This window comes from Vitreoscilla massiliensis, assembly GCF_001457815.1.
Lineage (GTDB): Bacteria > Pseudomonadota > Gammaproteobacteria > Burkholderiales > Neisseriaceae > Vitreoscilla > Vitreoscilla massiliensis.
In genome coordinates, this window is record NZ_LN898219.1 from 352949 (window position 1) to 374584 (window position 21636).

Consider the following 21636-nt stretch of genomic DNA (forward strand, 5'->3'; position numbering starts at 1 on the left):
AACACGCGCCCAGAGTGGGCGCGTGTTTTCAAGGGTGTTTCTAAATTTCGCTCAGGCGTTTCAACACCTCGGTTCGACCAAGCAAGGCCAGCACCGCGTCTATAGACGGCGTTTTGCTGGTGCCGCACACAGCGAGGCGCAGCGGCATACCAAGTTTGCCCATTTTGATGCCCTCGGCTTCGCAGAAAGGCTTGAACAAATCATGGATGGCTTCGGCCGTCCAATCGGTTAAGCCTTGTAATTGGCTGGCAAAGCGGCGCATGCGCGCAGGCGCTTCTTCGTCCCAATGCTTTTTCACTTCTTCTTCCGTTGGCGTTGATTTGCGGTAGAAATACACACACTCATCGGCCAAGGCATTCAATTCCTGCGCACGGTCTTTGACCAAAGCCAATACTTCGGCCAAGGCTGGGGCAGCGGTGTTTTCTATGTCGCGCACTTGCAAACGCGGTTGCACCAAGGCCACCAATTCTTCATCGCTTTTGGCTTTGATGTGTTGGGCATTCAACCACAACAGTTTTTCTTGGTCGAAACGGCTGGCAGAAGGGCTGACGTCTTTCAAATCAAACCATTCGACAAATTCGTCCATGTTGAAGAATTCGTCATCGCCGTGGGCCCAGCCCAAACGCGCCAAATAATTCAACAAAGCCTCAGGCAAGATGCCTTGGCGGTCGTAATCGACCACGCTGACTGCGTCGCGGCGTTTGGACATTTTTTGACCGTTGGCATTCAAAATCATCGGCAAATGGCCGTACACCGGCATGCTGTCGGTCAAGGCTTTTAAAATATTGATTTGTTTGGGGGTGTTGTTGACATGGTCGTCACCACGGATGATGTGGGTGATGTTCATGTCAAAATCGTCGACCACCACGCAGAAATTGTAAGTCGGCGTGCCGTCGGCGCGGGCAATGATCAAGTCATCAAATTCTTTATTGTTGAATTCGATGCGGCCTTTAACCGCGTCGTCCCAAGCGGTCACACCGTCTTGTGGCATTTTGAAACGCACCACTGGTGGCACACCCTCAGGAATGGCTGGCAAGGTTTTGCCGGCTTCAGGACGCCATTTGCCATCGTACATAAAGTGTTGCTTGTTGGCTTCGGCGGCGGCGCGTTGCGCATCCAATTCTTCTTTGGTGGTATAGCAATAGTAAGCGCTGCCATCGGCCAACATTTTGGCGATGACTTCTTTGTAGCGATCAAAGCGTTTGGTTTGGTAGAACGGGCCTTCATCGTAGCCCATGTTCACCCAATGCATGCCATCCAAAATTGCCTGTACTGATGCGGCGGTTGAGCGCTCCAAATCGGTGTCTTCGATGCGCAAGACAAATTGACCCTTGTGTTTTTTGGCAAAAGCCCAAGAAAACAAAGCTGTACGCACACCACCGATGTGTAAATAGCCGGTGGGGCTAGGCGCAAAACGGGTACGGATGGACATGAATGCTTCTTTCAAATTTCAAATAAACGCGTATTGTACTGCACAGCCGCTTCAAGCCTCAAGAGATGCGGCACGTTTGGCGAGCTTACTTAACGATAAATAACCTACTTGCCACACATCATCGTTTGCAGAGTCGTCGTTGGCACTGATGTGTAACTGCCAACCCGAGTCTGCGAGCAAGTCGTCGACGATGTGCACATCGTCTATGTCCACGCTCATTTTGTCGTCTATGTGCGATTCCGCGCCAGCATAGCCACGGTGTTGGTAAAACTCACTTTGCTTGATGGTGGCAATCGCTTCTTTTTGTGTGGCTGCGACGATGAGGGCTTTGTGGTGGTATTCCTCCATATCGCCTTCGACATAGCCGCCCAAATTGAAGAAAAACAGTTTCAGGTCGCTTGCAGATTCAGTATTGGTGTTTGCTGTGGTTTGTACCAAGTCGATGCGGTAAGCGCCGACGGTATTCACTTCGCGATAAGCATCCACATGCACCGACGAACCTGCAGGCCATACGGCCTGTAAACTCGGTATCAAATCGCTGATGTCGCGGGCAGCGGCAAACATCACATCGTGTTGTTCAATCAAACGACCGAGCACGGTCGCGCCCATGGTAATGCAATACAATTTGGCGGTGTTCATGTGTGGCGGTTTCCAAAACAGGTGTAGGAACTGGGTTTACAGGCCGCATCAAAATTGATAAAGCGGCCTGTAAACTCGGATGGTGTGGTGTGATGCTGGATTTAAGACACTAGGTGGCTTAAAAGCCGTTTTCCATAATGATTTGACCCGGAATGCGGTTGCGGTGCATGGCAAAACCCAATTCCAATAAAGTTTGGAAGGTGTCGTGCACCATGGCCGGATTGCCACAAATCAAAAAGCGCGTGTGCTCGGGTGTGAATTCTGTGCCCAAAGCCTGCGCCAAGCTGCCGTCTTTTAACAAGACAGGAATACGGGCGTTGAGGGCGCCATCTACCGCCTCACGGGTGACCACGGCTTGGAACGTCAACTTGCCTTGGTAGTCTTCTACCAATGGGTGTTCGGCCAAATCGTGCACGCGTTGGTTGAAAATCAATTCGTTGGCATGGGAAACCGAATGCACCAAGGCAATGCGTTCAAAGCGTTGGTAGACATCGGCTTGTTGCAATTGCGATAAAAATGGCGCAATGCCTGAGCCCGTGCACAACATCACCAAATCGCGGCCATCGGCAAAGCGCTCAGGCAGCAAAAAGCCGGTGGCGGTTTTGTCGAGCAAGATGGAATCTTGCTGTTGCAATTGCGCGAATTTGGCTGAAATTGGGCCATCTTCGATTAACACCACGAAATATTCCAAGGTGTCGTCGTATTCGGCCGAAACTATGGAATAAGCGCGCCAAATAAAGCCTTCGCCATCGCGAAAGCCCAAACGCGAGAATTGGCCAGCGCTGAAGCGGTAGCCTTCGGGACGGGTAATGGCAAACGTCATCAATTTGTCGGTATGGCGTTTGACCCACAATACGGTTTCTTCAGTGTATTTTTCTGCTACAGGAGCATTCATAACGGTCTCGGTATTCATTTCATCAATGTAGTTTTAAGCGGCCAGAAACACGGCGCTGCGCCAAGCGGGCGAAGGCCAATAAGACGGTTTTGGGCGTGCCCAAGATGGCGCGGTGGTGCATCAAGTGCAAAGACATGTACATCCACTTCGCCACCAAGCCTTCAATAAAAAAGCTTTTGCCACTCAAACTGCCCATCAAATTGCCCACGCCTTTGTTGTCGCCCAAAGACACCAGCGAGCCTGAGTCTTTGTAGACAAACACATCGCTAAAGCTTTGGTGCGCATCGTGGGCTTTGAGCAAGCGGGTCAAATACGTGGCTTGTTGGTGCGCCACTTGCGCGCGGGCGGGCAAGAGTTTGTCATTTTCCCATTTACAGGCCGCACAGTCACCCATGGCATACACGCCATCGGCTGGCGTTTGCAATTGCGCATCCACCTCAAATTGGTTGATGCGGTTTACCGGCAAGCCATAGTTTTGGTTGCTGTCGGCGGCCTTGATGCCAGCGGCCCACACCACCACATCGGCCTGTAAACGCCCTTGGTCGGTTTGCACAAAGTCGCGGCCAATTTCTTCGGCGCGCCTGCCGGTCAATACCTGTATGCCTTTTTGCTGCAAGGCCACGGTGGCTTGGCTGGACACGGTTTCGGGCAGGCCGGCCAAGATGCGCGGTGCCGATTCGATTAGGGAAATGTGAATGTCAAAGCGCTGCGCCGTGCCAAAGGTTTGCAAAATTTCGTGGTAAGCCTCGGTCAATTCCGCTGCCAACTCCACGCCAGTGGCGCCGCCACCAATGATGACCACGTTCAGGTTTTTTTGGGGTGAATAGGCGGCTTTGGCAAACAAGTCGAGCAAATGGTGTTGGAAGCGTTGCGCGTCTTGGGCGTTTTCCAACACATACGCATGTTCGGCCGCGCCTTGGGTGTTGAAAAAATTGGAGCCACTGCCTATGGCCAAGATGCAACGCTCAAAGCTGATGGTGCGCTCAGGGATAATCAGTTCATGCTCTTTGTCTTCGGCATACACCGCAGCGAGGGTCAGCTGTTTTTGTGCGGCGTCCAAACCTGCCAAGCTGCCTACGGTGAAGCTGAAATTATTGCGGCGTGCCAAAATGCTGTACGACAAGCCTTCTTGTTGTGGATTGAGCGTGCCCACCGCCACTTCGTGCAAGGTGGGTTTCCAAATGTGAAACACCGAACGGTCGATGAGCAAGACTTTGTTGCGACCGTGTTCACGTCCAAATTGACGCCCCAAGCGTGCTGCCAACTCCACACCGCCTGCGCCACCGCCGACAATTACATATTGGTAAAACATGCCAACTCCTTGATGGGTGATTGTTGCTGTCCTGCCTATTGTGCTGGTGATGATAGCGTTTTTTATTGTACTGATTGCTAAGATTGAAATGATTTTAACCGAATTACCGCAGCTTGACATAGCCTAATCAATGCTTACGCCAACGGTAAGCGGCCTGTAAACACAGAATTCATTTGCGTGGCGGATTTTGGACGTGCTTGAGTTTGAAAATGGCCATTTTCGCCAAGGCCCACAGCAACATGACGCCGCCCAGCGGTGGCACGATGATGGTCAAGACAATGGACGCGACCAACCACACCAAATGAGATTTGTCCCAAGCTTGTGCGGGAGTGGGGGTGGTGTTGGCAGCCGCGGTTTTGAAGCGCTTTTTGCCACTGTCTCTTTTGTTGGTGGCAGTCTTTATGCTTGGGCTCTGCGCAGATGGGTTGGGCTGTTGTGTTTGCTCTGGCTGAACCGGAGGCAAGACAGTGCGGGTGGCCGCGGTGGCTTTGAGCTTGGCCTGTTGCGCCGCCAGCATTTTCTCCAAAAACACCACAAAATCGCCACGCGGCGGCTCTTGATAGCGGTTGACCCAAATGTGATTGGAAGTGGGCAGGCGCGGTTTGCCAAGAGGTTGGTTCATGTTGAGCATCCATGCTGAACAAGGGTTTATGAAATGCATGGTAGCACAGCCATACAGCAGCGATAACATTGATGTGCGGCCTGTAAATGGGTTTATGGCGGTATGTCACCTCAACTTGGCTGTAGACCTATCCAGATGCATGCCTATATCAAGTGTAACAGCATGATTTAAAACAACAGGGTGAAGCAGATGAAGGGGTAAGCATAAGCGGCCTGTAAGCATGATTTGGCCATATCACTCAATGAAAGCATCACATCTAACAGGGTATGTTTACCTTAGCTGATAGGATTTACAGGCCGCATCTTACTTGTGCGGCCTATAAACATGAAAAAAGCCCTGTGGAGGCAAACTCCACAGGGCGGGTAAGGTTTAAAGCGATTAGGCAGCGGTTTTGCTGTCTTGCGCCGCGCCTTGGCGGTAAGCCTCGGCCATTTCGCGTTCGCGCTTGGTGGTTTGCCGCATCATCAGCCAATTCAAGATGATGACGATGGTGCCCACAATAGCAATCATGATGGTTGCTAGAGCATTCATCTGCGGGTCCAGGCCCAGTTTGATTTTTGAGAAAATCACCTGAGGCAAGGTAGACGAACCCGGGCCAGACAAGAACGAGGTAATCACCACGTCATCGAGCGACAAGGTAATGCCGAGCAAGAAGCCTGAAGCCAGAGCCGGCATAATCAATGGCAAGGTAATCAAAAAGAAGATTTTCAATGGACGAGCACCCAAGTCCATCGCCGCGTCTTCCAAGTTTTGATCCAGCTCGCTCAAACGCGCTCGTATCACCACCGTCACATAAGCCAAGCACAAAGTAGTATGACCCAACCACACGGTGAACAAGCCACGGTCGAAGTACAGCCATTCCAATGCAGGCGTGTTTTGTAAGAACATTTGCACTTGGATAATCAGCAGCAACATCGACAAGCCGGTAATCACATCAGGCATCACCATCGGTGCAGACACCATGCCAGCGAACAAAGTTGAACCTTTGAAGCGTTTGATGCGCGCCAAAGCGTAAGCCGCCAACGTGCCCAATACCACTGCTGCCAGCGACGACATTGCTGCCAACTTAATCGACAACCATGCGGCACTTAAAATCACATCGTTGTCCATCAAAATGCCATACCACTTGGTCGAGAAGCCGCCCCAAACCGTCACCAGTTTGGAATCGTTAAACGAGTAGATGACCAAGATGAACAAAGGGATGTACAAAAACAGCAAACCCAAAGCCAATGAGCATTTTAAGAACCAAGAGAGTTTGTGTGAACCTGAACTCATGCGTTTTCTCCCTCGATTTCACGGTTTTCATAGCGGTGGAAGATGGCAATCGGCACCACCAATAACAACACCATAATCACAGCCACAGCAGATGCGAGCGGCCAGTTGTTTTGGTCAAAGAAGGCTTGCCATAAGACTTTACCGATCATCAGGTTTTCTGGGCCACCAACCAATTCTGGAATCACATATTCACCCACACAAGGAATGAACACCAACATCGAGCCAGCAATCATGCCCACTTTCGACAATGGCAAGGTAATGGTGAGGAAAGACTTAATCGGCGATGCGCCCAAATCACCGGCTGCTTCGAGCAAACGGTGGTCTAGCTTCAGCAATTGCGTGTACAAAGGCAAAATCATGAATGGCAAATAGGCATACACCATGACCAAAGTCAGCGAGAATTGGTTGTAAAACAATTCCAACGGCCCATCAATAATGCCCCAGTTTTGTAGCCATGTATTGACCAAACCAGTGGTACTCAAAATGCCCATCCATGCGTACACACGCAATAAGAACGAAGTCCAGAATGGCAACATGATGAGCAATAACACGCCATTGCGGATGTCTTCACGCACACGCGAAATCGCGTAAGCTATCGGATAACCGAAAATCAAGCACAATACCGTCACCATCACCGCGGTTTTCAATGAAGACCAATAGGTTTGCAGGTAGATATTGTCGCCATTGCCATTGTGAAATGGATTGAGGATTTGACCCAGTGATTGCCAAAAATCTTTCACAATATCGGCATAGTTCAAATACGACGCTTGGACGATGACGCGTCCCATGTCGCTGTCGGTGCTGACCAACGGCGTGTAAGGTGGAATGGCAATGTCTTGTTCGGCAAAACTGATTTTTAACACAATCAAAAATGGAATCAAAAACAAAACCAATAACCACGTGTACGGCACAGCAATCACAAACCAGCGTCCCAAGACGCTGCTGATGTTGTTCTGTTTCATGCCACACTCCTTAACGGGTTAACGGTACAGGCATGTTGCTGCGCCAAGACACGTACACGGTCTCATCCCAAGTCGGCGGTGTTTCTTCGGCCAAATACCAGCGTGAAGAGGCGACGGTAGACTTGATGATTTTGCCGCTAGGCAAGGCGACGTGGTAAACCGCGAAACTGCCCAAATAGGCGATTTCTTTGACCTTGCCTTCTTCCCAATTGAAATCGGCTGTGGGCTTGTTGCGGCTCAAATTCACGTCTTCAGGCCGCAAGCTGACCCACACATCTTGGTCGGCAGGGCCGGTAATGCCATGACCCAAACGGATGGGTTGGCTCAATTCTTTGCTGGCTATCACGCAAGAATCGGGCGCATCTTCTATCACCGTACCGGAAATCAAATTGGTTTCACCGATGAATTCGGCGGTAAAGCGGCTGTTTGGATAATCGTAGATTTCACGCGGCGTGCCGACTTGGCGCAATTTGCCATCGGACATGATGGCCACACGGGTGGCCATGGTCATCGCTTCTTCTTGGTCGTGCGTCACCATAATGCAAGTCACGCCGACTTGTTCCAACATGTTGACCAATTCCAATTGCGTTTGCTGGCGCAATTTTTTGTCCAAAGCGCCCAAAGGCTCGTCCAATAACAATAATTTCGGACGTTTGGCCAAAGAGCGTGCCAAGGCGATGCGTTGCTGCTGACCGCCCGACAATTGGTGCGGTTTGCGCTTGGCATACTTGGTCATTTGTACCAGTTTCAACATGTCTTCGACACGAGCATCAATTTCGCCTTTGGCCATCTTGTCTTGCTTTAAGCCAAATGCAATATTCTGCTCCACGCTCATGTGTGGAAACAAAGCATAACTCTGGAACATCATGTTAATCGGACGCTCATACGGCGCTTGGTAAGTCACATCCAAACCATCGAGCAAGATTTTGCCTTGTGATGGGCGCTCCATGCCGGCAAGCATGCGCAGCAAGGTAGACTTGCCACTGCCTGAGCTGCCAAGCAGGGCAAAGATTTCATGACGCTCAATGTTCAAATCAACATTATCCACGGCGTAATTGTCGCCGTATTTTTTAACCAAGCCTTGTATTTGCAAATACGGTGTTTTGGCGGTTTGATTGGTGGTATCAGTCATATAGGCACCAGCTCCATAATGAACAGCAATGAGTAAGTTATGTGGGTATTGCAGTGTTTACGAATGTGTGTGCTACACATTCAATAATAAGAATCGGCGCTCCCATGGTGAAATCACCTCGAAGAATTCCTCGAACTCGGTTTCCTTGATGGCAGAGTAGCAACGCACAAAATGTTCACCAAACAGCTCAGCCACCGGTTTGCACGCCATCAATTCAGCGACGGCGTCGTCCAAGTGGTGCGGTAAGTTGGCGGCTTTGTCGTAAGCGCTGCCAGTGAGCGGTGTGCTTGGTTTTAAGCCTTGTTGCATGCCGATTAAGCCAGCGCCCAAACTCGCTGCAAAGGCCAAATACGGGTTCACATCCACGCCGGGCAAACGGTTTTCAATGCGACGGCCAGCAGCATTGGATTCGGGCACACGCAAACCGCAAGTGCGGTTGTCAAAACCCCATTCCAAATTAATCGGTGCCGAGCTGAAACGGCTCAAACGGCGATAAGAGTTCACATACGGTGCCAAAAACGCCATACAGGCCGGCAAGTAAGTCTGCAAACCAGCAATGTGACTGAAGAAGATGTCGGTGGAATCGCCAGTTTTGGCATCGGCAAAAATGTTCAGGCCGGTTTGCTTGTCAATGATGCTTTGGTGCAAATGCATGGCCGAGCCGGGCTGACCTTGCATGGGTTTGGCCATGAAAGTCGCGTACATATTGTGGCGTATGGCCACCTCACGGGCGATGCGTTTGAACAAAAACACTTGGTCGGCCAAATCGAGTGGGTCGCCATGGTCGAGATTGATTTCCATCTGCGCCGGACCCATTTCATGAATCAAGGTATCGAGCGCAATGCCTTGGGTTTCGCACCAGTCATACATGATGTCGAAGACTTCATCGTAATCGTTCATCGCATCTATGCTGAAACTCTGACGACCGGCCTCGGTGCGTTGGGTACGGCCAACGGGCGGCGCCAAAGGCAAATCTTCATCGGGCTGAATTTGCACCAAGTAAAATTCCAACTCCGGCGCGATAATCGGTTGCAAACCCAAATCGTCATAGGCTTGCAACACACGTTTGAGCACATTGCGCGGCGCAATTTCGACCGGCTTGCCATCGAAACCATAAGCGTCATGAATGATGGCAGCAGAAGGGTCTTTGGCCCAAGGCACGAGGCGCAAGCTGGAAGGGTCGGGGATAAGGCGCATGTCGCTGTCGGTGATGGAGGCGAATTCTTCTTCGGGATAATCACCGGTAACGGTTTGGGTGAACACCGCTTCGGCCATGCGTATGCCTTCGGCGGGATTGTATTTGTGGCGTGGGATGATTTTACCGCGGGCAGTGCCGCTCATATCAGGCACCAAACATTCAATTTCAGTAATATTGTTGGCATCTAGCCATTGGTTGATGTGGTTAATGTCGTTGTGGTCAATTTGCTTCATAGGCTCGGCTTTTTAGGGACGGGTGAGAACCATCATAGCAATATCAATTTGCGACTGACAAGGGGGTATCTGACAGAAAAGTTTTTTAAAAAGAGCCATTTATGGAAATGATGTATCTAAATGTAATAAGATAAAATTGACATCATAAATATGTGTTTTGTGCGGGTGGACACAGATTCATTTTGGTTGAAAACCTCGAGGCAATTGCTTGTATTTCCTTCACAAAATATTCGTTTCATTGCTGCGGTGTTTATTCAAACTGCATTAAGATAGTCATGAAATATATTTCATTGTTAACTGATGTCTGGGCACTGTGACAAAAATATTTCAATACAGGCTTGAAATAAGCCTATCAGGCGCATCAGCCGTCCTAGAGCTGCCATGCCGAGGCCTTACTCGGTTGCGCCAAAAGCTTACAGGCCGCTTAGATAACGCAACAATCAATTGCATCTAATTAAAAATACCAAACTCATAATGAACGGTAATAGCGGCCTGTAAACACTGATATATAATCCATGGCATGGATAGGACTATATAGCCGTACTATATAGATTGCATAAGAGCAGCTCTGCTGTACTTATGGAGGCGATGATGGATATTGCTTGGAATGGATAGAAGATGGATGCATGAAAATCGGCGAAGCGAAGCAATTGCCAGCCATGGTTAGTTAAAAAGTTAGCTCATTTGAGGGATGCATCAAAAAAGGACTCAGCAATTTGCTAAGTCCTTTTTATATTGGTCGGAGTGAGAGGATTCGAACCTCCGACCCCTTGCACCCCATGCAATTAAACATCAATTTCTATTAGAACGCGTTAGATGCTATTGTGTAGTTAACACATTGAATTATAAGTAAAAATATAGATTTATTGATTTGACCCCTTCCAATGAAATCTAAAGCAATCTAATATCTGGTTTACCCCTCAGTTTACCCCTCAGAGAGAAATTATGATGCACTATCCCAAAGCAGGTAAAGGTAAAAAATGGACGATTAAAGAGCTTAATGTCATCACGGCTGACTGGAAAGGTGACACAATTTCAGATGGGGAGGGATTAATCGGTGAGGTCCGAGTATCGAAAAGTAATGACATTAGTATAAGGTTTAAATACGCTTTTAAGTGGGATAAAAAGGTGTCGTGGTTCTCATGTGGTACTTATCCCGATAATGATATGCTTACCATACGTCAAAATCGAGACGAGGCGAAGGCCACGGTTGCGAAGGGTATAGACCCGCGGCTTAAGAAACAAGCTGACAAGGTCATTGCGCAGCAAGAAATATTGGCAGTGATTGATGAAGCCAAGGAGTTAGAGCGTCAAAATTTGACTGTACGGGATATGTTTGATGAATGGGTCGCTAATGGAGTGGCGAGACAAGACAATAACCAAGAACTGAAACGACTTTTTGAAAAAGATGTTTTGCCTATGCTTGGTTCTATGCCGATTAAAGAAATCAAAGAAGCTGATATTAGAAATGTTTACCGTGTACTTTTAGAGCGTGGAACAGAAATCAATCCCAGAAACAGGTCTTTGGTGCGTTTGGCTGCTGATGTGCGACAGATGTTTAAATGGGCTGATGCGAGACAGCCTTGGCGGGCTTTATTGGTAGAAGGCAATCCAGCACTATTGGTAGACGAGAAGAAATTATTGGATGCTGATTATACAGAGGAGCGAAGTCGAGTTCTTTCTGCAGATGAAATTATTCAATTGGCACAGTTAATCAAACTTGAAGAGCAGCAGTTTGCCGATGCGTTAGACAAACGCAATGCCAACAAAGCGTTAAATGCTTCAACCCAATGTGCTATTTGGATTTGTTTGTCCACCTTGTCACGTATTGGTGAATTGTTGATGGCGCGTTGGGAACACATTGATTTTGAAACAAAAGAATGGTTTATCCCACGGGAGAATGTTAAAAGTACCCGTGGCAAAAAACAAGATCACTATGTTTTTCTTTCTGATTTTGCTTTTAAGCAGTTTCAACGCTTATATGAAGAGTCTGGACATTCCGATTGGTGTTTCCCTGCTAAGGATGAGAAATCGCATGTTGATGTGAAATCTGTATCCAAGCGGATAGGAGACCGCCAAGTCAAATTTAAAGACCGCACCAAGGTAGGTATGAAGCGTCGTCATGACAACAGTTTGGCTGTCGGTGATAGCGAGTGGACACCACATGACTTACGGCGCACAGGGGCTACCATGATGCAAGAATTGGGGATAGGTATGGACATCATTGACCGTTGCCAAAACCATGTTTTAGCAGGTTCAAAAGTGCGGCGACACTATTTGAAATATGAGTATAAAGTTGAAAAAACTGAGGCATTTGAAAAGCTAGGAAAAAAGCTACAAGGAATTTTGAAAGATTCTAATGTAAATTAAGTAGAAATGATTGTGTTGTTTATAAGCCCGCATGTTTGCGGCCTGTAAACCATAGGATAAAGGAAAATAATGGATTTGTATCACTTAGATGGCCAAAACTTGCACACGTTAAAAGAACAGCCGTTCAAACTCGAAAAAGAAATGCAAGCGCTGTTTGAAGCCCATTTGCCACAATTGATGGGTTGGCAAGTAGTGAAGTCTGAATTTCGCTTGAAACAATTCCGTTTTGACACTTTGGCTTTTAATGTTGAAAAGCAGGCCTTTGTGGTGATTGAGTACAAACGCGATAAAAACCATAGCGTGGTTGATTAAGGTGTGGCGTATTTGAATGCGATGCTGGAATACAAAGACAGCTGCTGATGGAGTATAACGAGCGCTTTACAGGCCGCTTATTGAAGCGCTGCGATGTGGATTGGAGCCAAACAAGAATCTTGTTTGTAGCCAATGTGTTTACGCCGTTTCAAAAACAGGCGACCAATTTCAAGGATTTGGGCATAGGTTTGGCGGAGTTCAAACGCTATGAAAACGGTTTGTTAAGCTTGAACCTGATTGAGCGCGACAGCCATGCACCTGAGTTGCCAAAACCGGATTATGCGGCTGAAACTCAAACCGTATCTGCATTGGACAAGGTTACCAAGGAAATTATGGTTTATGATGAGGCCTTCCACTTAGACGGTAAAAGCAATGCTATGGTGGAACTATACGAACAATTTCGTGATGCGATTTTGAATTTGGACACGAATCTGCAATTGGATTATACCAAGCTGTATGTGGCATTTAAAAAAGACAAATCCAATTGTGTGGACATTGCGGTGCTAAAAAACAGTTTGAAACTGTGGCTCAATGCCCGTTGGGGCAGCTTGAACGATGCACGGGGTTTGTTTCGAGATGTGAGCCAAGTTGGTCATCATGGCAATGGTGATTACCAAGTACAGGTGAGCAATAACGATGATTTGGAATATGTCTTAAGCGTGGTGAAGCAGGTTTTGTAAGGCTGGGCCTAGTAAACTGGGGGGTGATTTAAAATGCTTATATTGAGCGTTATAACCGTACCGTTAGGTATGGATTGTTAAATCAGTATTTGTTTAAGAATTTGGAAGAGATTCAGGATGGTGCCACCCGTTGTTTATGGTTTTAAAATCATGAAAGATACCCATCAAGCCAATGGTGGTAAGCCATTGCTGACGGGTTTTGATTCTACTGAAACCTGCCATTAAATATGGGAGGATTACTGCTACGGATTTTCTCAGTTTTTCATTGCATTGGTTAAAGTGCTAACATTGTGACGCATCAATCCCCAGTAGTTTTGTGACGAGCCTCTGATACTTAATGCATCTGCATATAAGGTTCCTTTAGTGTTAACCTTTGCTTCTTTGGCAATTTGCTGCACAATTCTTGGATTAACCATATTCTCAATTAGCAATGCTTTGATTTGTTCTTGCTTAATTTGCTGTATCAGTGATGCGATAGTTGCGGCACTGGCAGTATCATGTGTAGATACTCCTTGTGGTGAATAAAATTTAATTTTGTAGCGATTTCCTAAATAGGCGAAGGAATCGTGAGCAGTCATGGCTTTACGTTTAGCCACGGGCACCATTTGAAATTGAGACTGAGTCCAAACATGCAATTGGTTCAGCTTTGTTTGATAGTCTTTTAAGCGATTCAAATAGTATTCCTTACCCTGTGGGTCTATGCTGATTAAAGCATTGGTGATATTACGCGAGTAAGTTTGCATTAAAATGGGATCGTGCCACACATGTGGGTCGTATGCGCCATGGTCATGTTGTTCACTATGATGTTCATGGGACACAATAGGTAAAGCCTTAATTCCAGCTGTTGCGTTCACAATTTTTTTGCCACTATTTTGAACAGCACGACGAATATCAGCACGCTCAAAACCTAAACCATTCATGATAATTAGTTTGGCAGATTGGATTTTTTTTCACATCTTGGCTTTGTAATTGATAAGTATGAGCATCCTGATCGGCTCCAATTAGCGTGATAACTTTAACACGCTCACCACCCAGTTCTTTGGATACATCTCCCAAAATGCTGAAACTACTCAATACATTGATAGGATTTGCAAAAAGGTTGGTACTTACTAGCAGTGCAGCCAAGGTCAAAATTTTGTTCATTGCTTTGCTTTCTTTTAAAAATGATATGTTATAACATAACTAATCAGTCGTTCAATAAAACAATGGAACAAAAAATGAAAAATATTTTGAAATGGAATCTATTAACTGGACTATTATTTAGTACGCAAGTATGGTCACATGAGGTTTGGGTCGATGCCGAACACATACATTCAGGGGAAGTTTTACAAGCTGCTATCGGATATGGGCATTTTCCTAAGTTGGAGAAAATTGCCTCTGATAGATTAGGTATTTTTGCACCGATGCAGTTGGTGGGTAAAAATGGTATACAAACTCTAAAACAAAAAGGTGAGAACTATCAGTATGAGAGTGAACTACCCTTACAAGAAGGCTCATACTTGGTTTTAGGGACTTACAAGCCGACTTTTTGGTCAGAAAATAATTCTGGTTGGAGGCAGCAATCATTGAGGCAAATGCTCGATGCTAAATACTGTGAACAATCAGCCATGTATGCTAAACATGTCTTGAATGTGGGTCATGGTAGAACAGATAATGACGTGTTAACACGGGCAGTTGGTCAAGTGTTGGAAATTGTTCCGTTGATTAACCCTCAGACTGTTCAAGTTGGCGAGCCTTTACCAGTGAAAGTTTTATTTAAAGGAGAGCCACTAAGTAATGTCACATTGGTTGCGACCTTTAAAGGCTTTACTGAAAGAGACCTAAATGACCATAATCATACTCTTGAGCCTCAAGCCTTTTCTCATCAAACTAATTCTCAAGGGATAGTAGATATTATTCCTTTACGTGAGGGGTATTGGAAAGCCAAAGTTATACATAAAGCCGATTTTGTACCACAATCAGAGTGTAATAAATTGGCGACTTATGCCACGTTAACTTTTCATATTGGTTCTGAGCATTAAATTGATTGAAATAGTGAAGTGCTATAAAAAGAATGCTAATCTTAGATATGTATATTAAATTTTAGGGTGAATCGACCTGACTGTCCTAGATGAGCCTGTCCTGAATTTTGTGTAAGTGATACCTGCAACAACAGTTCTATCAATTTATTTTGTTTGTACTGACTAAGGCGGTTTTTTCTCATAGGGCTATTCTAACCTTAAGTTGAATATTCCTAGTTATCTAGTACAGCTCCAATACTTTTATTAAATAAATGTCATCCCCACCCTGCATTAGCACAAAGACGCTTCAAAATGTGACTTAATTAAGGGATGAAATTCTCACTAACAGCTGCAATGAGCGACATTAATATGAATAGCAACCTATCCAGCCATCAGCTAAGTTGAACTAATCTTAGCATGCCTAGTCACAAGGCTTCAATTGCTCTCCTTTGGCTCCAATTTAGCCGCCCTGTTTGGGCGGCTTTTTTATCTACTACTTCGAACTTAGCTATTAGCCTCTAATTATTAAGTTGTTGCAAAGTGAAAATATTTACGTTAATTATAGTTTACACTTGGACATGTAATAATTTAATATGCTATTAGCATAAAATAGAGGTGTTTTAATGATTAAGGTTAAAAATTATTCCGGTTATGAGCTTATTCAATTACGCCAAACTTTAAAAATGAACCAAACGGAATTTTGGTCGGCAGTTAATGTTACCCAACCTGGTGGCTCTAGATACGAAAGTGGCCATACTGCACCTGATCAAGTATTGATATTGATTGAATTAGTACATGAACTAAATCTTGATTTAAGTACTTCTGCGAAGCGTTCAAAATTGTCTGTAAAGTAACGCTAAAACATTTTAATACTTTGCAATTTATATTGCATTGCATCAAAATTAGTTAGTCGACCTTGAATAAATCATTTCAAGCGCAGCGGCTGGATTATATATTGATGTGGTCAGCATCGTACAATATCGCATGGATGGCATCGCTCAGCTGGCCTTTAAGCCAGTTGTGATTGAGTTTTTCATCAGACTTTATGTGCCCAATAGTCGGTTCTATCGCACTGTGGCGTTTGATCTTGGCTCTTAGGCCACGGATGATGCCTCGTCTGATCTGAATGCAGTATCCAGACCCATTCTGCAATGGCACTTTTGTAGCCTTGGTCCGCCACCACTGTATGTATACGTATGTGGTTGAGTCGTTGCGATTGCGCTAAAGATGAACCAATGTGTGGCCATCGTAAGGATTGTCTGGCATGGCACAAGTACTCAGTAAAAAGCCCTCTTTCAGTGTCGTGGTCAGAGACATTTTGACGTAAACACTTAGGGATTGCAGGTCTTGCCTTTGCTGATGAATTCCACTTCCGGTACATTTAGGGCATACAGTTTGTTTTTGTCTTAGCATTGTTAGGCGAGGATGCGCTGGGTCAGTGTCTAAAGGTCATCCAAATGTTGGCGAGCTGGTTCTGTCAGAGTTTCTTTTTGCCAGTTTAGCTCCCGCTAAATGCGACTAACATGTGAACAAAGTGGATGCAATATATTGTTCATGTCTTTATTGTTTGGTGTGTGAGTAACGATTCACTTGCACTGCCAATCTGTGCTCTCGGTTGTAGTTCTTGTAATGACCTAGCACTTTCTGCATAAGTCACAAGCTTAATGCATAGGCCTCAGCAGGGGTTTTCATGCCCAGTGCTTGGTGAGGTCGGACTTCATTGTAAAACTGTATCCAATCACTTAACACTCGATTGGCATGCTGCAAACTTTCAAAGCGGTGACGGTACACACACTGTTCTTTGATGGTTCGGATTAAGCGTTCCACTATTCCATTTTGTTGAGGAGAATGTGGCGTGATGAATTCCTGCTGTAGCCCATAGCTTTTGACCAATGCTGTGTATTTACGACTGGTAAACACCAAGCCATTATCTGAACGCAGCAAGAACCGCTCAGGTACTTTACCCAAGCAGCGAAAGCGGTTAATCAAAGCGTGTTCCAGTGCACTGACAGCAGTGCTGGCTTTACCTGTTTTGGAAAGCTGCCAACCCAATAACTCACGGGTATTGCAGTCCATCACCAAAGCCAGGCTTAGCCAACCATCTGGGCCACCCCAAACCCGGCACAAATCAGTAGACCAATGCTGATTCGGCTCTTGGGCTTTAGATGGCACCGCTTGTATGCGTGGTCTGCGGCCTACGGAGCGCTTGCGGACTTGCTAACCTTTGAGTTGAAACACCTGTTGCACCGTGTTCTTGTTCCAATGGAGGCAGCCATCAGCTTTTATCAGGTTAAAAGCAAAGATCCATTACGTAATTTGATGCACACTCACGTCAAATTACGGCCACCTAAACAAAGGTAAAACGACAAAAATTTTAGCTACTAAAATTTTGATGTTTTGATGGGGGAGATTGTGCTCGATGCGTTATTCAACTTTAAGCTCACAAGTTTGGTCTCCGTACATCACTTACACCAGAGCCCCAGGTCAGGATATTCAAATTGCTTTTTTCTTAAAGCTATTTTTAAGCAAGACCAGATGTTGAATGCTGATATGGAGCAGGTTTCAATTGAAGCGACTTATGTCCAAGCGCATCAAAGTAGTGCAGGCACGGCTGGTGGAGACTGTCAATGTATTGCCAAAAGTATCGGCGGCAACGGCTCAAAAATACACTTGGTTGTCGATGCTCATAGCAATCCAGTTGAATTTATTGTCGGTGATGGTGTTACGCATGACATTAAAATAGCGCCTGCATTACTTGAGCTCTTAGACTTAAAAGACACTGAGTTCTTAAATGCAGACAAAGGCCATGACTTTGAAACCTTTAGAAAGCTCATTCATTCTAGTGAGATTCATACCGATATTCCACGAAAGAAAAATGCCAAAACCAGTAATGGACATATGGACTGGTTGATTTATCAGGCTAATATGTGGTTGAAAATACATTTGCCAGTTTAAAGCATCAACGAGCATTATCTAGCCGCTATAACAAATTGCTAAACAGCTATATTGGAACAGTTGCACTTACTTGTGGGCTGATTTAGTTGAAATTATGAATGTTCAACAGACCCTAAATATTTCATTGCCGATAATTCTTGTAACTCTGCCAAGGAAGATCCATTATGTTGTGCTGCATTAATTTATAATGATAAGATGTAAGCACCTACTAGCTCTCCTTAAATTGATAGTAGGTTTTATGCTTGGCCTCCTATATTGGCTTAAAAACTTAGGGAGCTTGGTCAGCTACTCAGTACGACTATTAAAGTTAGAAAGACCTTCAAAAGCCCATTGTGTACGAGCAGTGGGCTTTTGTTTGTTTGGCGTATACAACTATTGTCATAATATTGTTGTTTTATTTAAAATCAATTGTTTAAAAAATATAACTTATTAAGGTGAATATTTTTGAGTGTGAATCAAAATTGTAATTTCATCTATTATAAAATACTGAGTAAAAATTTAAGTTACAAAATATACAACAAATTGCTGCATATTTGAGTAATTAATTTTTTAATCTTTTCATACCTTTATCATTTATTTGATGATGGTGTATTAATTTGTATCAAATTTTACTCATTCAATCTTGAAGGTAATGTTTGTGTTTAAGATAATGCATGTTCATTTACAATAAATAAATAAGGAATTTATAATGAATTATAATGAATCAATTCAACAGTTGTTGAAAACAGATGGCGCATTGGCTGCGGCAGTTGTGGATTACTCAAGTGGTATGTTGCTGGCAGGAGGAGGCTCAACAAGTATTGATTTAGAGATTGCAGCTGCAGGTAACACTGAAGTTTTGCGAGCTAAAATGAAAACAATGCAGTTATTGAATTTAAAAGATTCAATTGATGATATTTTGATCACATTGGGTGAGCAATATCATTTATTGCGTCCAGTTAATAAGCAGGATGGCTTATGTTTATACTTCGTACTAGATAAAACAAAATCAAATCTAGCTCTTGCACGCCGTGCTTTGGTTGAAGTGGAGAAAGTAATTAAATAATTATGCATATAAAAAGCCATGTGTATTTTAGAAGTATGTATGGCTTTTTAATTTGTTATTGCTAAAGACAATTTTCAATTAAATAAGGTGTAATGTATGAATGAAAAATTCTTTTAAATTTGTTTGGATAAAAAGATTCAATTCTGATGGAAGCCTAAAACCAGTCAAAAATTGGGTTTTTATTGAAGTACCAAAAAATGTAACTTCCATAGTGTCGGAAATGACCCAGGATTGGGAATTCAAAGAATATCAGATGACCACTTTTGACTTTGACTACTATAAATGGCAAAAACACACAGGAATAACTGCAGCCATTGAGTGGCTAGATGATCAAAGAGGGGATGGGTGGTTTTATTTTGAGGATGGCCATTATCCCAACTTAAACGAACAGGTGTTGATATTTGATGGGAATTCTTATTTGGTGCATTTATTTGAAGAAGAGATGAAAGCTATCCCTCATGGTTTTAAATGCTGGTCTCCAATAATTAGCCCAAAATTTGTATAGAGAATATAAAGTCAACCTGTGACGTTGATCAGGAGTCTGTAGGATTCTGTCGCATTAAGCGCAATGCCTGCTATTATGGGTTTTCATCTTCCAAATAATGGTGACTGAAATGGATGGCGTTCAGCAATCATTCCAACGCTTATATTATCCAGTTGAAATTATCCTACCCCGTCTTCGGTGGTATGGTAATCCTCCCCTTTAAATAAATGCTGTAGATTCGACTGGTCAGCGCAACACCAATCCTAATTTTTATGTTAAAAGGATTGATATGGTTTCCATATATGGAGCAAAGGCGACGATGATGAATCAGGATTGGAAATAGGCAGAGGCTTGGCGATAAACAACCATTTACGCGGTCATCTGTAACGAAGGTAGCTTACACAAAATAGCGTACAGGCTCTTAGTGTTTACTCCAATAACCTTTGACTCGATTTTTTGTGCCCAGTAATTGATGGTTCTCACGCAAATACTTGCGGATTTTTTTGGCTAAAGTGTTTTCAAGTGCTGCCCAGGCAGCATCAATGCTTGGTAGTGATTCAATGATATCAATGATTTCTTGAGCCAAAGATGCACTGTTAGAGTCAATGTAGTAAAAACCAGTACCAGCAGGAGCATCCATCTGGTTGACATATGCTTGTTCAGCCTTGTCATATAATACATTGATTAAAATAGGCGGAATTGGATTGTTCCAGTTCTCTAATAAAGCCAGCGCAGTTGGCAATGAGGTTTCATCCGCAATCAGCAAAGTTTGGCCTTGGTGTAAGTGATCTGTTGCTTCCGTGTAGTCAGAGGTACTGTGTATGATGTCACCTGTTTGCAGAGATTTTGCCCATTCGCCTCCAGCAGTAATGCCATGCAGATATACATCTACCCATGCTACTTCACTTCCTTCACGATATTCCACCTTACGCAATGTGTAATACCGCATGTCTTTTACCATGGAGAGCATGATTTTCTCTCGCTTTTGCTGCGATAGATGTGGCAATACACGAATAAATATACGTTGGAGCAATCGGTGGATGAAGCTATTTTTTTCAGTGTGCGCATCAGGGCTAACATTGAGTACTTTCAAAGAAAATAGCCATGCAAAACCAGGTGCATTAGGTGGTAAGGGTTTATCTGTCTTTAAATACAGGCGCAACATGTGGGGGGTCACCATGGTTTGTTCCAGTACCTCAAAATACTGCTTTTGGGCGTGGTGTAAAGACTTACCTTGTTTCACCATGGCGCTGTGCGCCAAATAAAGGATTTGTTCTTCTAAATCACCTCTGAGTACAAACGGTATCCATACTTGTGTCGCAGCAGAATGTGTCGATTGAATAACTTCTAATATGCACCCTTCAACAAAAATATCTAAGAGTTTGGCAATGGCAGCATCAGCATGTCCATGGGCTTGTGCGATGGCTAATAATTCGGCTTGATGGTCATCGTTTAAGTGGTCAATGATGTCTATTTTGGCATCAAGGTCAGTGATGGGGGTATGTTGTTTAAGATTCATGAGGTTTACTTGAAATAGAAGACAAAACAAAACGGGATAGTAAGGCCGCAGTAGCCGAACATGTCACAGCTAAAATGGCGACAAAGGCATAGCCAAAGTGCTGAGCCAACGACATACTGAGTGCTGCAGCTATAAAGGCAAATAGCATGGGTAATGCGTTCTGTATGGTATAGGCAGTAGCATGGGCGTCAGTGTGAGCAGCTTTATCCATCATCACTGCGGTAATGCTGGCATACAACAAAGGCAAACTGATGAAATAGCCAAACACACCTAAATACACCCACAAGCGGCCTGTAAGCCCAAATGCAGGGGGCAGTAACGCTAGCAAACACAAAGTTTGTAACAAAGACGCATTTTGTACATTGCGCACACGACCATGACGCTTAAACCAAACCTGTGCCAAAAGACCAGCACAACTACCTACCAAAGATCCAATGTAGTGGTCAAGCCGCGCAGGACACTTTTATCTGAGAATTTTCATACTCCAATGGGCTCATTCCATTGTTGGCTGTATGTGGCCGTTTAAAATTGTAATAATGAATAAATTGCGTGATTTCTTGTTTTGACTACA

21 protein-coding genes and 3 pseudogenes are annotated in these 21636 nt (G+C 44.7%); 10 read left to right on the forward strand and 14 right to left on the reverse strand.

Annotation, left to right across the window (positions count from 1 at the left end):
- Positions 1-40: 40 nt before the first annotated feature.
- The 9 genes from gltX to BN3003_RS07365 form a co-directional block, all read right to left on the reverse strand.
- A complete protein-coding gene (gene gltX, locus BN3003_RS07325; protein ID WP_058355989.1) occupies positions 41-1432 on the reverse strand; it encodes a glutamate--tRNA ligase in 1392 nt (463 codons plus the stop codon).
- A gap of 51 nt (positions 1433-1483) precedes the next feature.
- Positions 1484-2071 carry a DUF1543 domain-containing protein gene (locus tag BN3003_RS07330; RefSeq protein WP_058355990.1) on the reverse strand — a complete coding sequence of 196 codons (588 nt, stop codon included), beginning with the start codon at positions 2069-2071 and terminating at the stop codon, positions 1484-1486.
- Between the two features lie 118 nt (positions 2072-2189).
- Entirely contained in the window at positions 2190-2966 is a 777-nt protein-coding gene (locus BN3003_RS07335) for a ferredoxin--NADP reductase (protein ID WP_058355991.1), read from the reverse strand.
- A 22-nt stretch (positions 2967-2988) separates the two neighbouring features.
- A complete protein-coding gene (locus BN3003_RS07340) occupies positions 2989-4278 on the reverse strand; it encodes an NAD(P)/FAD-dependent oxidoreductase (RefSeq protein WP_058355992.1) in 1290 nt (429 codons plus the stop codon).
- 169 nt (positions 4279-4447) lie between these two features.
- Positions 4448-4900: a hypothetical protein gene (locus tag BN3003_RS07345; protein WP_147645378.1), complete on the reverse strand. Its 453-nt coding sequence runs from the start codon at positions 4898-4900 to the stop codon at positions 4448-4450.
- 378 nt (positions 4901-5278) lie between these two features.
- Entirely contained in the window at positions 5279-6175 is an 897-nt protein-coding gene (locus BN3003_RS07350) for an ABC transporter permease subunit (protein ID WP_058355994.1), read from the reverse strand.
- Positions 6172-7137: an ABC transporter permease subunit gene (locus BN3003_RS07355; protein WP_058355995.1), complete on the reverse strand. Its 966-nt coding sequence runs from the start codon at positions 7135-7137 to the stop codon at positions 6172-6174. Before BN3003_RS07355 ends, BN3003_RS07350 begins: the two co-directional genes overlap by 4 nt.
- A 10-nt stretch (positions 7138-7147) precedes the next feature.
- Positions 7148-8269, reverse strand: a complete 1122-nt coding sequence (locus BN3003_RS07360) for an ABC transporter ATP-binding protein (RefSeq protein WP_058355996.1) — start codon at positions 8267-8269, stop codon at positions 7148-7150.
- 72 nt (positions 8270-8341) lie between these two features.
- Positions 8342-9700 (reverse strand): glutamine synthetase family protein, encoded by a 1359-nt coding sequence (locus BN3003_RS07365; protein ID WP_058355997.1) that lies wholly within the window; start codon positions 9698-9700, stop codon positions 8342-8344.
- Between the two features lie 945 nt (positions 9701-10645).
- Here BN3003_RS07365 and BN3003_RS07370 point away from each other — a divergent pair.
- The 4 genes and pseudogenes from BN3003_RS07370 to BN3003_RS19110 form a co-directional block, all read left to right on the forward strand.
- Complete coding sequence (locus tag BN3003_RS07370; protein ID WP_199822559.1) at positions 10646-12070, forward strand: tyrosine-type recombinase/integrase; 1425 nt, start codon at positions 10646-10648, stop codon at positions 12068-12070.
- A gap of 69 nt (positions 12071-12139) precedes the next feature.
- Positions 12140-12382 (forward strand): hypothetical protein, encoded by a 243-nt coding sequence (locus BN3003_RS18985; protein WP_199822560.1) that lies wholly within the window; start codon positions 12140-12142, stop codon positions 12380-12382.
- Positions 12383-12429: 47 nt separating this feature from the next.
- Positions 12430-13062 (forward strand): DUF5655 domain-containing protein, encoded by a 633-nt coding sequence (locus BN3003_RS07375; RefSeq protein ID WP_199822561.1) that lies wholly within the window; start codon positions 12430-12432, stop codon positions 13060-13062.
- Positions 13063-13094: 32 nt separating this feature from the next.
- A pseudogene (locus BN3003_RS19110) lies at positions 13095-13208 on the forward strand (integrase core domain-containing protein); the annotation flags it as partial.
- A gap of 108 nt (positions 13209-13316) precedes the next feature.
- On the opposite strand, the pseudogene BN3003_RS07380 reads toward BN3003_RS19110, so the two are convergent.
- Positions 13317-14205 (reverse strand): annotated as a pseudogene (locus BN3003_RS07380) (metal ABC transporter solute-binding protein, Zn/Mn family).
- Positions 14206-14279: 74 nt separating this feature from the next.
- Here BN3003_RS07380 and BN3003_RS07385 point away from each other — a divergent pair.
- Positions 14280-15083, forward strand: coding sequence for a DUF4198 domain-containing protein (locus BN3003_RS07385; RefSeq protein ID WP_058355998.1), 804 nt, complete (start codon positions 14280-14282; stop codon positions 15081-15083).
- 602 nt (positions 15084-15685) lie between these two features.
- A complete protein-coding gene (locus tag BN3003_RS18815) occupies positions 15686-15916 on the forward strand; it encodes a helix-turn-helix domain-containing protein (protein WP_147645380.1) in 231 nt (76 codons plus the stop codon).
- A gap of 799 nt (positions 15917-16715) precedes the next feature.
- Here BN3003_RS18815 and BN3003_RS07395 read toward each other — a convergent pair.
- On the reverse strand, positions 16716-17234 hold the full coding sequence (locus tag BN3003_RS07395; protein ID WP_108721503.1) for an IS3 family transposase: 519 nt from the start codon (positions 17232-17234) through the stop codon (positions 16716-16718).
- 363 nt (positions 17235-17597) lie between these two features.
- Here BN3003_RS07395 and BN3003_RS07400 point away from each other — a divergent pair, with 363 nt between their 5' ends.
- From BN3003_RS07400 to BN3003_RS19315, 4 genes are all read left to right on the forward strand, one after another.
- Positions 17598-18017, forward strand: coding sequence for a transposase (locus BN3003_RS07400; protein ID WP_159061417.1), 420 nt, complete (start codon positions 17598-17600; stop codon positions 18015-18017).
- A 688-nt stretch (positions 18018-18705) separates the two neighbouring features.
- A complete protein-coding gene (locus tag BN3003_RS07405) occupies positions 18706-19062 on the forward strand; it encodes a hypothetical protein (RefSeq protein ID WP_058356001.1) in 357 nt (118 codons plus the stop codon).
- A gap of 100 nt (positions 19063-19162) precedes the next feature.
- Positions 19163-19567: a hypothetical protein gene (locus BN3003_RS07410; protein WP_058356002.1), complete on the forward strand. Its 405-nt coding sequence runs from the start codon at positions 19163-19165 to the stop codon at positions 19565-19567.
- 202 nt (positions 19568-19769) lie between these two features.
- On the forward strand, positions 19770-19889 hold the full coding sequence (locus BN3003_RS19315; RefSeq protein ID WP_108721514.1) for a hypothetical protein: 120 nt from the start codon (positions 19770-19772) through the stop codon (positions 19887-19889).
- Between the two features lie 78 nt (positions 19890-19967).
- Here the strand turns inward: BN3003_RS19315 and BN3003_RS07415 are convergent, their stop codons facing one another.
- The 3 genes and pseudogenes from BN3003_RS07415 to BN3003_RS19320 all read right to left on the reverse strand — a co-directional run.
- The gene (locus BN3003_RS07415) at positions 19968-21065 is read right to left on the reverse strand and encodes a siderophore-interacting protein (RefSeq protein ID WP_058356003.1); all 1098 of its coding nucleotides are present in this window, start codon (positions 21063-21065) and stop codon (positions 19968-19970) included.
- Positions 21055-21468 carry a hypothetical protein gene (locus BN3003_RS07420; RefSeq protein ID WP_147645382.1) on the reverse strand — a complete coding sequence of 138 codons (414 nt, stop codon included), beginning with the start codon at positions 21466-21468 and terminating at the stop codon, positions 21055-21057. The genes BN3003_RS07415 and BN3003_RS07420 overlap by 11 nt, the downstream gene beginning before the upstream one ends.
- A 40-nt stretch (positions 21469-21508) precedes the next feature.
- Positions 21509-21628, reverse strand: a pseudogene (locus BN3003_RS19320) (IS3 family transposase); the annotation flags it as partial.
- Positions 21629-21636: the final 8 nt, after the last annotated feature.

Excerpts from the sequence above, each read along its gene's own strand:
- BN3003_RS07410 (WP_058356002.1), top strand. The coding sequence starts at position 19,163 with ATGAAAAATTCTTTTAAATTTGTTTGGATAAAAAGATTCAATTCTGAT.
- BN3003_RS07345 (WP_147645378.1), bottom strand. The coding sequence starts at position 4,900 with ATGAACCAACCTCTTGGCAAACCGCGCCTGCCCACTTCCAATCACATT.
- BN3003_RS07335 (WP_058355991.1), bottom strand. The coding sequence starts at position 2,966 with ATGAATGCTCCTGTAGCAGAAAAATACACTGAAGAAACCGTATTGTGG.
- BN3003_RS07370 (WP_199822559.1), top strand. The coding sequence starts at position 10,646 with ATGATGCACTATCCCAAAGCAGGTAAAGGTAAAAAATGGACGATTAAA.
- BN3003_RS07340 (WP_058355992.1), bottom strand. The coding sequence starts at position 4,278 with ATGTTTTACCAATATGTAATTGTCGGCGGTGGCGCAGGCGGTGTGGAG.
- BN3003_RS07405 (WP_058356001.1), top strand. The coding sequence starts at position 18,706 with ATGAATTATAATGAATCAATTCAACAGTTGTTGAAAACAGATGGCGCA.
- BN3003_RS07350 (WP_058355994.1), bottom strand. The coding sequence starts at position 6,175 with ATGAGTTCAGGTTCACACAAACTCTCTTGGTTCTTAAAATGCTCATTG.
- BN3003_RS07375 (WP_199822561.1), top strand. The coding sequence starts at position 12,430 with ATGGAGTATAACGAGCGCTTTACAGGCCGCTTATTGAAGCGCTGCGAT.
- BN3003_RS07415 (WP_058356003.1), bottom strand. The coding sequence starts at position 21,065 with ATGAATCTTAAACAACATACCCCCATCACTGACCTTGATGCCAAAATA.
- BN3003_RS07330 (WP_058355990.1), bottom strand. The coding sequence starts at position 2,071 with ATGAACACCGCCAAATTGTATTGCATTACCATGGGCGCGACCGTGCTC.
- BN3003_RS07365 (WP_058355997.1), bottom strand. The coding sequence starts at position 9,700 with ATGAAGCAAATTGACCACAACGACATTAACCACATCAACCAATGGCTA.
- BN3003_RS07355 (WP_058355995.1), bottom strand. The coding sequence starts at position 7,137 with ATGAAACAGAACAACATCAGCAGCGTCTTGGGACGCTGGTTTGTGATT.
- BN3003_RS18985 (WP_199822560.1), top strand. The coding sequence starts at position 12,140 with ATGGATTTGTATCACTTAGATGGCCAAAACTTGCACACGTTAAAAGAA.
- gltX (WP_058355989.1), bottom strand. The coding sequence starts at position 1,432 with ATGTCCATCCGTACCCGTTTTGCGCCTAGCCCCACCGGCTATTTACAC.
- BN3003_RS07360 (WP_058355996.1), bottom strand. The coding sequence starts at position 8,269 with ATGACTGATACCACCAATCAAACCGCCAAAACACCGTATTTGCAAATA.
- BN3003_RS07400 (WP_159061417.1), top strand. The coding sequence starts at position 17,598 with ATGTTGAATGCTGATATGGAGCAGGTTTCAATTGAAGCGACTTATGTC.
- BN3003_RS18815 (WP_147645380.1), top strand. The coding sequence starts at position 15,686 with ATGATTAAGGTTAAAAATTATTCCGGTTATGAGCTTATTCAATTACGC.
- BN3003_RS07385 (WP_058355998.1), top strand. The coding sequence starts at position 14,280 with ATGAAAAATATTTTGAAATGGAATCTATTAACTGGACTATTATTTAGT.